General features: G+C 40.7%; 8 protein-coding genes and 1 rRNA gene. 8 read left to right on the plus strand and 1 reads right to left on the minus strand.

All coding sequences use genetic code 11. From position 1 onward, the window contains the following. Positions 1–20: 20 nt before the first annotated feature. Together M8E35_RS16535 and M8E35_RS16540 are read left to right on the plus strand one after the other, a co-directional pair. On the plus strand, positions 21–2,033 hold the full coding sequence (locus tag M8E35_RS16535; RefSeq protein ID WP_252470328.1) for an oxidoreductase: 2,013 nt from the start codon (positions 21–23) through the stop codon (positions 2,031–2,033). Positions 2,034–2,056: 23 nt separating this feature from the next. Beyond that, positions 2,057–3,163 (plus strand): 4Fe-4S dicluster domain-containing protein, encoded by a 1,107-nt coding sequence (locus M8E35_RS16540; RefSeq protein ID WP_252470329.1) that lies wholly within the window; start codon positions 2,057–2,059, stop codon positions 3,161–3,163. Positions 3,164–3,449: 286 nt separating this feature from the next. Here M8E35_RS16540 and M8E35_RS16545 read toward each other — a convergent pair whose 3' ends face one another. After that, on the minus strand, positions 3,450–5,021 hold the full coding sequence (locus tag M8E35_RS16545) for a ClC family H(+)/Cl(-) exchange transporter (protein WP_252470330.1): 1,572 nt from the start codon (positions 5,019–5,021) through the stop codon (positions 3,450–3,452). Between the two features lie 214 nt (positions 5,022–5,235). On the opposite strand from M8E35_RS16545, the gene M8E35_RS16550 reads away from it, so the two are divergent. From M8E35_RS16550 to M8E35_RS16575, 6 genes are all read left to right on the plus strand, one after another. Further along, a complete protein-coding gene (locus M8E35_RS16550) occupies positions 5,236–5,835 on the plus strand; it encodes an HPP family protein (protein ID WP_252470331.1) in 600 nt (199 codons plus the stop codon). A 111-nt stretch (positions 5,836–5,946) separates the two neighbouring features. After that, entirely contained in the window at positions 5,947–6,372 is a 426-nt protein-coding gene (locus tag M8E35_RS16555; protein ID WP_252470332.1) for a universal stress protein, read from the plus strand. A gap of 523 nt (positions 6,373–6,895) precedes the next feature. Beyond that, a complete protein-coding gene (locus tag M8E35_RS16560) occupies positions 6,896–8,809 on the plus strand; it encodes a DNA gyrase/topoisomerase IV subunit B (protein WP_252470333.1) in 1,914 nt (637 codons plus the stop codon). Positions 8,810–8,829: 20 nt separating this feature from the next. Further along, positions 8,830–11,250, plus strand: a complete 2,421-nt coding sequence (gene gyrA, locus M8E35_RS16565) for a DNA gyrase subunit A (protein ID WP_252470334.1) — start codon at positions 8,830–8,832, stop codon at positions 11,248–11,250. Between the two features lie 115 nt (positions 11,251–11,365). Further along, on the plus strand, positions 11,366–11,638 hold the full coding sequence (locus M8E35_RS16570) for a hypothetical protein (RefSeq protein WP_252470335.1): 273 nt from the start codon (positions 11,366–11,368) through the stop codon (positions 11,636–11,638). 362 nt (positions 11,639–12,000) lie between these two features. After that, positions 12,001–12,070: ribosomal RNA gene (locus tag M8E35_RS16575) — 16S ribosomal RNA — on the plus strand; the annotation flags it as partial.

Raw genomic sequence — 12,070 nt, forward strand, 5'->3', positions numbered from 1 at the left:
ATTAAGAGGAGGACTTTATAATGTCAATTCTTTTTTCTCCCGCTAAGATAGGCACACTCCAACTTCGCAACCGTCTGGTGATGACACCTATGCATTTAGGATATAGTCCTAAAGGAGAGGTTAATGACCAGCTAATCGAGTTTTATCGAGCGCGAGCTCGTGGCGGGGTTGGCTTAATTATAGTTGGCGGGTGCGGTATCGACAGGATTGGAAATGCATTTGGAATGACTCAAATTGATGATGACCGTTACATTCCGGGATTGCGTCAATTAGTTGATGCGGTACACGCTGAGGGTGCAAAAATTGTGCCTCAGCTTTATCAAGCCGGGCGATATACACATTCTGCCCTTACAGGTAAGCCATCCGTGGCTCCTTCTCCAATCCCTTCTAAATTAACAGGGCAGACTCCTGAAGAGCTTACCGAGGAAAAGATTAAAGAAGTGATAGATTCCTTTAGCAACGCTGCAAAAAGGGCCCAAACAGCAGGATTTGACGGTGTGGAGATTATAGCGAGTGCCGGCTATCTTATATCCCAATTTCTTTCTCCTGTTACTAATAAACGTACAGATCGTTATGGTGGAGACCTTGAAGCTAGGATGACCTTTGGACTCGAGGTTGTAGAGGCAATTCGTAAAGCGGTCGGACCTGACTTTCCTATCATTGTTAGGGTTGCTGGGAATGACTTTGTTCCAGGCAGCAACACGAATACAGAATCACGTGCCTTTTGCCAAGCTCTCGAAAAGGTTGGAGTTAATGCAATTAATGTAACTGGGGGATGGCATGAAACTCAAGTTCCTCAAATTACCATGAATGTTCCCCCTGGAGCTTATGCTTACCTCGCTCATGGCATTAAACAGGCGGTTTCTATTCCTGTAATAGCGTGTAATCGGATAAACACGCCTGAATTGGCTGAGAACATTTTAGAAGAGGGACTGGCAGATTTTGTCGGTATGGCCCGACCGTTGCTAGCGGATCCCGAACTGCCAAATAAAGCCATGACTGGAGAGACAGATAGCATTCGTCCTTGTATAGGGTGTAATCAAGGGTGCTTAGACAATATATTTCGCCTGAAACCAGTCAGCTGTTTAGTAAATGCTGAAGCCGGACGAGAGTTCGAACTAGGTCAAATCCCTCAATCTGCTCAAACTCAGAAAGTTCTAGTCATTGGGGCTGGATGCGCAGGAATGGAGTTTGCACGAGTCGCAACACTTGGGGGTCATAAGGTAACTATTTGGGAAGAGAGTGGACAGACGGGGGGACAATTAGCCCTAGCTGCAGCTCCTCCGGACCGACAAGACTTCGGTTACTTAGCAAATTACTTGGCCAGTGCTTGCCAGAAACTTGGAGTAGCAATTAAGTATAATGTTAAGGCTACCTCAGATATGATTCTGACCGCTGTACAGAACGAAGGGTTTAACAGGGTAGTTATTGCTACCGGAGCCCGACCCATTACTCCGTCTATCAAAAGAGAAGAAGGAGTAAGGGTACTTCAGGCTTGGGATGTATTATTAGGTCGTGAAAAAACGGGGCAGAACGTTATAATTGTTGGCGGTGGAGCTGTTGGGGTGGATACTGCTCTGCTTCTGGCAGAAGCTGGCACACTGAATAGTGAAACTTTACGTTTTCTCATGTTGCAACACGCAGAAACAGATCAAGAACTCTATAGCTTATTGACACAAGGAAGTAAAAAGATTACAGTTTTAGAGATGGTGAAAGGAATTGGACGAGATATCGGTGCTAGTACCCGCTGGTCTATGTTGGCAGATTTAAAACGCCACAAGGTCAATTGTTTGGACAATCATACTGTGCTCGAAATACGTGCGGATGGAGTGTTAGTGGAAAGCACCGGTGACAGTACTCAAAAAGTAATTCCGGCGGACACCGTCGTTTTAGCTATAGGTTCCTGTTCTCAGAATGAACTCTACAATAATCTGCAAGGTAAGTTAGAGAATTTAAGCATTATCGGAGATGCGGCAAAACCGCGCAAAGTCCTCGATGCTATCCATGAGGCTTATGCTGAGGGGATCAAGTAGTTAAAAGGAGGGGGATATAAAGCTTGGGCCATATTATTAACGCTAAAGAAGAGATATACTTTGCACTAGCCGAACGCTTAAGTAAGACTCCGGAAGGAGCGCCAATCAACGAACATCTCATGGAAATTCTCCATCGTCTTTATACGGAAAGCGAAGCTTTAGTGGGCAGCAAATTCTCGTCCATACCGATGCCTTTGAGCAAGATCTCGTCTCTTTCCGGCATTGAAGAATCAGAATTGAAAGTAATACTGGATGGAATGTCGGACAAAGGGTTGGTATTGGACATTCCACGTAAGGATACCTTCTATTATATGTTAGCCCCGATGTTAGTTGGTTTTTTTGAATACACTTTTATGAGGACGGGGGATAAGGTTAACTTAAAAGAGCTGGCAGAGTTATTTGAAACCTACTTTCACAGCCCAGGTGTGATGAAAGAAATTGCCGGTATGGATACCAAAGTCATGAGAACCCTGATTTATGAAAATGTCATACCTTTGGCAGTAGAGACTGAAGTCTTAGACTATGAGAAGGCTACAGAAATTATCCGGCAATCCGGTGGTGGTGCTATCAGCATATGCGCTTGTCGACATGAGGCATCTCATCTTGGTACAGCCTGTGATGCACCAACAGAAGTCTGTATGTCCCTTGGAGGTGCAGCCGAATGGATAATACGCAAAGGTCTAGGAAAGCCAGCATCTGTCGATGACCTGTTGAAGGTACTTAAGCAAACGCAGGAACTGGGTTTAGTTCATCTGTGTGATAACGTGCTGAATAAACCGACCTACATTTGTAACTGTTGTGGTTGTTGTTGCAAAGTTCTCCGCGGCATCAATGAACAACAAGTCTTTGCCACCCATCCTAGTAACTTCATGCCTCTCCTAGAATTAGACAGTTGCATCGGCTGTGGTATTTGCGCTGAAAAGTGCCAAATCCATGCAATTACTATGTCAGACAGAGAGGGTGGAAGTGAAATACCGGTTTTGAATAGTGAGGTCTGTATTGGTTGTGGAGCGTGTTCTGCTGCTTGTCCAAGCGAATTGCTGACCATGTCTCGCCGATCAGTGTTGTCAGTACCCCCGGAAAACGTCAGGGAAAAATTTAAAAGAATGGCTTTAGAGAAAGGCCGATAAAAAGAAGAACTTCTTCATTATTAAAGTATAGAATAGAAGTTGCTCTAAACAAGCCTGTTTCCATCACACGGAAACAGGCTTGTTTTTCATTTGAGTTTCCGGTGCAGGGGGACTGGGATATGAACGAGAACAATAACGAAAGCCTGTCTACGGTTTATCAGACGTAGACAGGCCTATTATGACTTTGTATCCAGGGTATTTCGAAAACAGCGAAAGTATAAGATCAAGTACGGAGGATAAAAGTATAACTGATGAGAAGTCTAAAATGAATTATGGTTAGAGATATTTATTGAGGCAAATTATTTAATTCCATAGCAAGCGAACAAAAGGATTGCTCAATTTCCGTTGCATGGTTCTTGTTGACTAGGGCGAAGATATGGTCTCCCGCATAAATCTTCGTATCTCCCAGGGGAATTATTTCTTGATCCCCTCGTTTAATATTTACTAACAAACAATGTTTAGGCCAAATAATATATTTAACACTTTTACCGCTAATTTCAGACCCTAAACAAACGACAGTCTCGATAAGGATCATAGTATCTTTTTGGTCTATGGGGCTTTGTTTTTGCATTAAAATTCGATCATAAAGTGCCTCATAAATTGGCTTGGTTTTTAATAAGTCACTGGCAAGATAAGCCACAGTAGAAACAGTTATGAGCGCCCATAAGTGACTAAAGGAGCCGGTCATTTCTGTAATAAGTATACTTCCGGTGATGGGCGCTTTTACAACGGCTGTAAAGTAGGCAGCCATAGCGAAGATAATAAAATTATTACTGTAATGTGAGCTAACGTGGAAAAGATTTACGATCAGATCGTTATATATATTTCCTGTTAATGCGCCGATCACTAAGATGGGTAAAAATATCCCCCCTGGAACCCCTGAACCATAGCTGATTAATGTGAAAAAGAACTTTACTAATACTAAAAGGACCAGGAAGCTTATGGGAAAATAATTTTGGTTTAAAGAGTCTATTAACTGATTACCTCCACCAAGCACTTCAGGTAAAATAAATCCCAATAATCCGGCGATCAATAGAGGAATTGCGATTATTATTGTGTTGGGAATACCAACTAATTTATCCTTATATTCGAGGGTTTTCATTAATGAGCGGTTGAAAAGACCACCGAACAAGCCAATTATCAAACCTAGTCCAATTAAGTAAAAGTAGTAGTTAACGGGTAAAATCGGAATTTCAGGAAAATCAAAGGCTGAAGATGACCCATAGAAAAGTTTCGTAATAAAGTCTGCCGAAAGGGAGGCTGCAACGGTAGACATTAAAATAGCTGGGGAAAAGTTTTTATTAAGTTCTTCCATTGCAAAAATAACACCAGATAGAGGTGCGTTGAAGGCAGCCGCCAGACCCGCACTTGCTCCGCTGGTTATTAAGAACTTTTCCTCAATTTTTAAACGACCTAAAATTCGACTTACGCCTTGACCTACTGTAGCTCCTATTTGTACAGAAGGCCCTTCACGTCCTAAAGATAAACCAGCGCCAATGGCAATTATACCGCCGACGAACTTAAGCAAAAGAACTTTTAACCATTTCATTTTTAGATGACCTGTTAAAACGCCTTTGACTTGTGGAATACCGCTACCGCTTACAAGAGGCTCATTCTTGACAATTAGATTCAATAAGAATGCAATAAGACCAAGTCCAAGAATTAAGAGGATAATCTTGACACTGTACATATTTGCTGAGTTGTAAATAGATTCTCTTAATGACTCTGCGCGTTCTAAACAGTATCTAAAAGCTACAATTATTAGGCCGGAAAAAAGTCCAATAATTATTCCTTCAAAAAAAACCTTAAGTTTAAAGTCACGCCAATGAATTAAATGGTCGAATGTCTTATTCGTCAAACTATTACCTCCGTTAATTATTTCATAATATCATATCTTAAATGTCAAAATTTCATTTTGTTCTACAAAATTATAACGTAAATTATTCGCGAAAGTAAAGTATCTTCTTAATTTAAGGTCGTACAAGAATATAAAGTGTGATACTGTTCACAGCTTCCCGACTGACACCGAGTTATTATTAGGTATATTTATTTAAGCGGGGAGTTGAGTCAAAATGGATGAATTGAGAAAGTTGGAAAAAAACGCAGATCCGGATGAACCAAGAAATAAGCATGTCTTAATACCTAAAATACAATCCCTGCTGATAAGGTACATATGCAAAATGAAAGGCTACAAAAGGACAACTCCCCTTGTGTCTCCGCCGCCTTTAGATGTAATCATTACATGTCTAGGTGCTTTTCTTGGGATAATAGCAATAGCATTTTTTGCTCAAAAGTATAACCTTTCTGTTGTGGCATCGTTTGGAGCATCCGCTGTTCTAATTTATGGTGTTCCTGATGCTCCAATGGCCCAACCCCGTAATGTTATCTTCGGACATACTCTTTCAGCTGTAGCGGGCGTTGCAACGTTTCTGATGTTTGGGTTAACTTGGTGGACACCTGCCTTAGGCACAGCACTGGCATTGCTCATCATGCTTATTACAAAGACAACTCATCCACCAGGGGGGGCAACGGCATTATTCGCCATCTTGAGTCAAGCCCAACCGAGCTATATTTTGACGCCGATTATGGCTGGCGCCGTAATACTGGTAATAATCGGACTTCTTGTCAATAACTTGTCTCCCAATAGGAACTACCCCAGGTATTGGTACTAACTCGATATTAATGATCGAGCGTAGAATGTACTGAAGTTAGAGTCCTGTTTGGGCCCTCAGTCGAAAGCTGAAGCTTTAAATATTTAAGGACTATTGAACGGAGGATAATATATGTTTGAAAATATTTTAGTGCCAACTGATGCTTCCGAAGCTGCTAAACGTGCTTTAATATTAGCCTTAGATTTAGCGAAGAAGTTTGATTCTCGTATTCTCCTCCTTCATGTGGTGTATACACCAGAGGCTTTGGGGTATACACTTTCAAACGGAATTCCAGTACCCCAGGAAGAAATCAGTATTTATGGGAATGAGGCTTTAGCGGCAACTCTTGCCGGAATTGATATTGGAACAGTTAAGCTTGAGAAGAAGCAAAAACCTGGGCATACAGCAAACGCCATTCTGGAAGAGGTCAAGAGCGAACAAATTGACCTTGTTGTTATGGGAAACCGCGGATACGGACCGATTGCAGGATCTATGCTGGGGAGCGTTAGCCAACGAATATTAAGCAAAGCGGAATGTCCGGTTATGATTGTAAAGTAGATAGGAAGAGAACGCTTTAGATTTTGGTATGCTATGCGTTCTCTTCATTTTTTTCTCAAAGTTCTAAGTGTAACCCTCTTAATTCAATTTTAATTTTGGCACTTGAGAAGTTCGATATCTTGGAAATCATCGAATAAAAGGTCAAAATTATAATGTTTAGGTGTTTAAAATCTAGTGGTGAGTATATGATTTTACATTTACGTGTGTAAATTCCTAAATAAAATACTTATGGTATAATGAATGAAGTGATGATAGAGAAAAGGCCATTCAAAGTAGGGAGAGAATAAAAAAACAATTCAATATTTGTCATCTCGAAAGGGATGGCTTTTAGTTTGAAATAAACTATATCTAGACAAGAAGGACAAGCAAGTGATAATGTACTTGTTGGCGGATAATCATTTATACTATCCGTGATAATACTTAATTTATTGTTAAACTGTATATTAATCATTCACTGATGGGTATTACAAATTTAGCAGCTATTACAGTATCGAATTAATATCTTTAAGGATGTGAACCGTTCTTGTCAGCAAAGCAATATAATGCAGAATCTATCCAGGTCTTAGAAGGACTGGAGGCAGTCCGAAAACGTCCTGGCATGTATATCGGTTCCACGGGAAGCAGAGGGCTTCACCATCTGGCTTATGAAATCATTGACAACGCGATTGATGAGGCTGGGGCAGGTTTTTGTGATCGTATCGCAGTTACTATTAATATAGATGGATCAATAACCATCGAGGATAATGGACGCGGAATTCCGGTTGACATACATCCTGATAAGAAAATTGCGGCTGTGCGGTTGGCTTTTGAAACTCTGCATGCCGGAGGGAAATTTAATGGAGAAACCTACAAAACTTCCGGAGGATTACATGGCGTCGGAGCAAGCGTGGTCAATGCCCTTTGTATTTATGTCACCGTAGACATAAAACGGAACGGAAAACTATATCGTGTTGAGTATGTCAATGGGGGTCAATTGAAGTCGGATTTACATAAAGTAGGGAAAAATATCCAAGGCACCGGAACAACTGTTACGTTTAAACCTGATCCACTTATTTTCAAAGAAACAACTGTTTTCAAATATGACACACTAAGAAGTCGTTTAATGGAACTCTCTTTTCTCAACAGCGGACTAACTATTATTCTGAATGATCAGCGTGGAGAAACAAGATCAGAAACCTTTTCTTCTAAAAATGGAGTCATTGGCTTTGTGGAACATTTGATTAAAGAATCAAGCTTCTCCCCAGTACATAAGAAGGCCATCTATTTTAATGGAGAAAAAGATGATGTAATTGTGGAATGCGCAATCCAATATAATGACGGAGATGATGAATCTCTGCATTCTTATGTTAACAATATCCCTACCGATGAGGGAGGAACTCATGAGTCAGGCTTCCGAACGGCGTTAACTAAAGTTTTTAATAATTATGCACGTAAAAACAATCTCTTTAAGAAAGATGAAAATCTTATTGGGGATGACCTGAAAGATGGTTTAACTTGTGTACTGTCCCTCAAAGTTAAAGACCCTCAATTTGAGGGACAGACCAAGACCAAACTTTCTAACATGGAAATTGAGGGGATTGTGCAGTCACTAACCAATGAGGGGATCAGCCAGTTCTTTGAGAATAACTCTTCAATAGCTAAAGACGTTATCAATCGCACTTTAACAACCTGCCTTATAAGACTGGCGGCGAAGAAAGCTAAGGAACTTAAGAAGAAAGCTCGAGATGCTGAGGTTAAGGCACTAAGTGGTAAACTTGCTGCCTGCAGCGGGAAGGACAAAGCCCGTAATGAACTTTTCCTAGTCGAGGGAGACAGTGCCGGAGGGTCGGCTAAAATGGGACGTGATCGACGGTTTCAGGCCATCCTTCCTCTGAGAGGAAAAGTCATTAACACTTATCGGGCTAAGATAGACAAGGTTTTAGAAAACGAAGAAATCAGGAGCATCATCACCGCGGTTGGCGCGGGAATCGGCAAAGAATTTGATTTAGAGAAGGGTAATTATGCACGTGTATGTATTATGACTGATGCTGACATCGATGGTGCGCATATTCGTTGCCTGTTGTTGACTTTCTTCTATAGATATATGAAACCGCTGATTCTAGGTGGAAGGGTCTTTATCGCGCAATCTCCCTTATATAAAGTGGAGAAGGAACGAGGCAAGATTATCCGTTATGCTTTTGATGACAATGAATTAAAAAAAGAACTAAAGGAACTGGGAAAAACAGCGAAGATATCACGTTATAAAGGACTTGGCGAAATGAATCCTGAACAGCTTTGGGAAACAACCCTGAATCCAGTTAATAGGCGCATGATTCAGGTGACGATAGACGATACTCTAGAAGCGGAGCGTAAGCTTAGAATTCTGATGAGTGAGCAAGTTGAACCAAGGCGTGAATTCATGATGGAAAATATCGTTTTTACTGACGATGATATGTAGAGTTTTAGGGGGAGTACCCAATGAGTATAACAGAAGACAATATCATTCAGCGTCCGCTTGAGGACGTCTTACCAGAAGCCTTTTTAGGCTATTCCAAACACGTTATTTTACAGCGAGCTGTTCCGGATGTCAGGGACGGACTCAAACCGGTTCATCGCAGAATCCTATTTTCCATGGACGAAATTGGAATGCACACTGATAAACCCTATAGTAAGTCAGCCCGACTAGTGGGGGACTGTATGGGGAAATACCACCCTCATGGTGACTCGTCAATTTATGAATCTGCAGTTCGCATGGCACAACCTTGGGCAACCCGATACCCTATGGTAGATGGTCAGGGGAATTTTGGTTCAATTGATGGGGACAATGCAGCTGCTATGCGTTACACGGAAATGAGAATGACGCATCTATCCCAGCTTATGACTCAAGATATAGAGAAAAACACGGTTCTTTTTAAAGAAAATTATGATCAAAGACTCAAAGAACCTGTTGTACTGCCAAGCCCTTTCCCTAACCTTTTAGTAAACGGGGGATCAGGGATTGCTGTTGGTATGATGTCTAATATACCTCCCCATAATTTGCGAGAAGTCATTGCAGGCGTGATACATCAAATAGATAACCCGCAAGTCACGGTCGATGAACTCATGGAAAAGGTAAGTGGTCCGGATTTCCCAACTGGTGGACTGATTATCGGCACTGAGGGCATTGTTAATGCCTATAAAACAGGTCGCGGAAAAGTGACGATGCGTGGTAAAGCAATGATTGAGCAAAGTAAAAACGGCAAAAGCTCAATCCTAATTACCGAGATTCCATATCAAGTTAATAAATCAACACTGGCTGCCAAGATTGAAACGCTGGCAGATATAGGTAAGATAGAGGGAATTAGTGAGGTCAGGGATGAGTCGGACCGAGAGGGAATTCGGCTTGTTGTCGAATGTCGCAAAGAGGCCGATCCACTGAGAATCTTACGACTTCTTTATAAACACACTCAACTGGAAGATACATTTGGAATCATTAACTTAGTTATTACAGCAGAAGGCACTCCGAAGGTTCTAGGTTTAAAAGAGATTAATGCGGCTTTTATTAAACATCGAACTATCGTTGTTACAAAACGTACAGAATTTGATTTGGAGAAGGCTCGTTTAAAAGCTCACATCCTGGAAGGCTTAGTTATTGCTATCAATAACCTGGACGAAGTGATTGCCCTTATTCGTGCCAGTAAAACCCCTTCATTAGCTAAGGCTTCACTTATTACCCGTTTCGAACTGTCTGAGATTCAAGCTCAAGCCATTTTAGACATGAAGCTTCAACATTTGACGAACTTTGAATTAGATGGAATTATAAAAGAACATGCAGAGGCTTTAAAACTTATTGCATATTTAGAAAGTATCTTAGCGGATGTTAACAAAGTATATGAGATTATTAAAAAAGAACTTAAAGACATTGCTGATAAATACGGAGATGATCGTCGTACTTTCATTTTGCCTGAGGAAATGAGGGATCAGATGGACCTAAGTTCTTTTGAAGAACCTGAAAGTTTGTTTCAAGTCATGCTTACAACCAATGGATTTATTAAACGGATTCCACTCCAAACGAGAAACAAGAAAGATAACTCCCTTGTTTGTTCGTTTAAGGATGGAGATATTTTAAAAGAGAGGATAACCTGTACTAACAAGGATATTTTATATTTTTTCACCCAAACAGGTAAGTTTTACACTATTAATGCAAAAACAGTCCCTGAAGCAAAGAATAAAGACAAAGGGGGACCGCTGACCAACCTATTCACATTGCCAATAGGAGAAAATGTAGTTTCTACCCTTCCCCTTAAAGATGCATCAGAAGAGTTATGCTTTGTTTTTGTTACCAAGGATGGACAGGTTATGCGGAGTCCGGTGAGTGATTTTATAAGTGCTCGCTCTTCGGAGGCCATGGGGCTTAAAGATGAAGATGTTATTGTTAAAGTGTTCCTCAGCGATGGCAAGGGCGAATTATTCTTGGCTACATATAAAGGACAAGCGATTCGTTTCCAAGAAACGGAAATCAATACCATGGGCCGAAAATCACGCGGTGTTAAAGGAATGACTTTAGGGAATGAAGATTGGATTGTTGACGCCTTGATGTTAACTAATTCGGATGAAGATCCTCTCGGAGATTTAGTGACGGTTACTCAACGAGGATTCTTAAAACGGACATACTTAGAAGAATACAAACCCCAAGGCCGTGCAGGAAAGGGGATTGCCATTGGCAAGGTTGACCCTGTTGGTACGGGTTTTATTATTGGCGTCATGCAAGTTAAAGATGATGACATATTAAACGTTATACAACTCAGCGGAATCGTAACTAAACTTGAGGTGAAAAACGTTAAAACAGAGTCCCGGGTAAAAGCCGGAACGCAATGGATCCCTGTTTTACTGAGTGATTACACAGTCGGAATAATATAGAGCAGATAATCAATTTTACCTCCTGCAGCAAGCTCGAATAAATTATGATTGAATAATGAAGTGAATGAAGCAACATAATATGATTAAAGAGAGCTTAAGTGGGAGGTATATAAAAATGGAGATTACTGAAGTTATAGTTGACGGGTCTGGATTTGATAAGGAATATAACTTTGACAATTACGCCTTAACTCTAGTCTTTAAGAATAATATGACAGAAAAAACAGTAAGGGCAAATCTGCGTTATTATCCTTCAGAAAACGAATGGGATCTTAATCCAATCTTTTACGAGTACACAAAAGATGAAAAACAAGCTATGATCGAGCAAATAATCCATGATGACAACTTTAAATCAGCGTTCCAAAACACAGATAACTATTTAGATCAATAGGTCAACCATTGTCAGACTCGCAACCTCAATAACTTTAATGAAGAAACATTATTGTTGCCAAATAATTGATCAAAAACAGTTGACAGCATACAATGAAAATGGTATTATAACTGAGCGCCACGAAGATGGGTAATAGTTAACAAGTAGAAGATTGAATGCTTAGACTTGTCAGCTAAGGTAATGACAACTTAGGTATTGACAACGTAAGTTGAAAATGCTAAGATGTGAATCCGGCCCAAACGGGCGATAGAAAATGATGGTCTTTGAAAACTAAACAACAAGGACAGCCAATGAGAGAGACTCGAAAGAGTTTCAAAAGAAATCATGAGCGAATCATCTTCTTCATTGAAGTGAGATAACTTTTTTTGGAGAGTTTGATCCTGGCTCAGGACGAACGCTGGCGGCGTGCCTAACACATGCAAGTCGAACGGA

The sequence above is a fragment of the Desulfosporosinus nitroreducens genome, from assembly GCF_023897015.1.
GTDB classification, from domain to species: Bacteria; Bacillota; Desulfitobacteriia; order Desulfitobacteriales; family Desulfitobacteriaceae; genus Desulfosporosinus; species Desulfosporosinus nitroreducens.

Excerpts from the sequence above, each read along its gene's own strand:
- M8E35_RS16555 (WP_252470332.1), top strand. The coding sequence starts at position 5,947 with ATGTTTGAAAATATTTTAGTGCCAACTGATGCTTCCGAAGCTGCTAAA.
- M8E35_RS16570 (WP_252470335.1), top strand. The coding sequence starts at position 11,366 with ATGGAGATTACTGAAGTTATAGTTGACGGGTCTGGATTTGATAAGGAA.
- M8E35_RS16550 (WP_252470331.1), top strand. The coding sequence starts at position 5,236 with ATGGATGAATTGAGAAAGTTGGAAAAAAACGCAGATCCGGATGAACCA.
- M8E35_RS16535 (WP_252470328.1), top strand. The coding sequence starts at position 21 with ATGTCAATTCTTTTTTCTCCCGCTAAGATAGGCACACTCCAACTTCGC.
- gyrA (WP_252470334.1), top strand. The coding sequence starts at position 8,830 with ATGAGTATAACAGAAGACAATATCATTCAGCGTCCGCTTGAGGACGTC.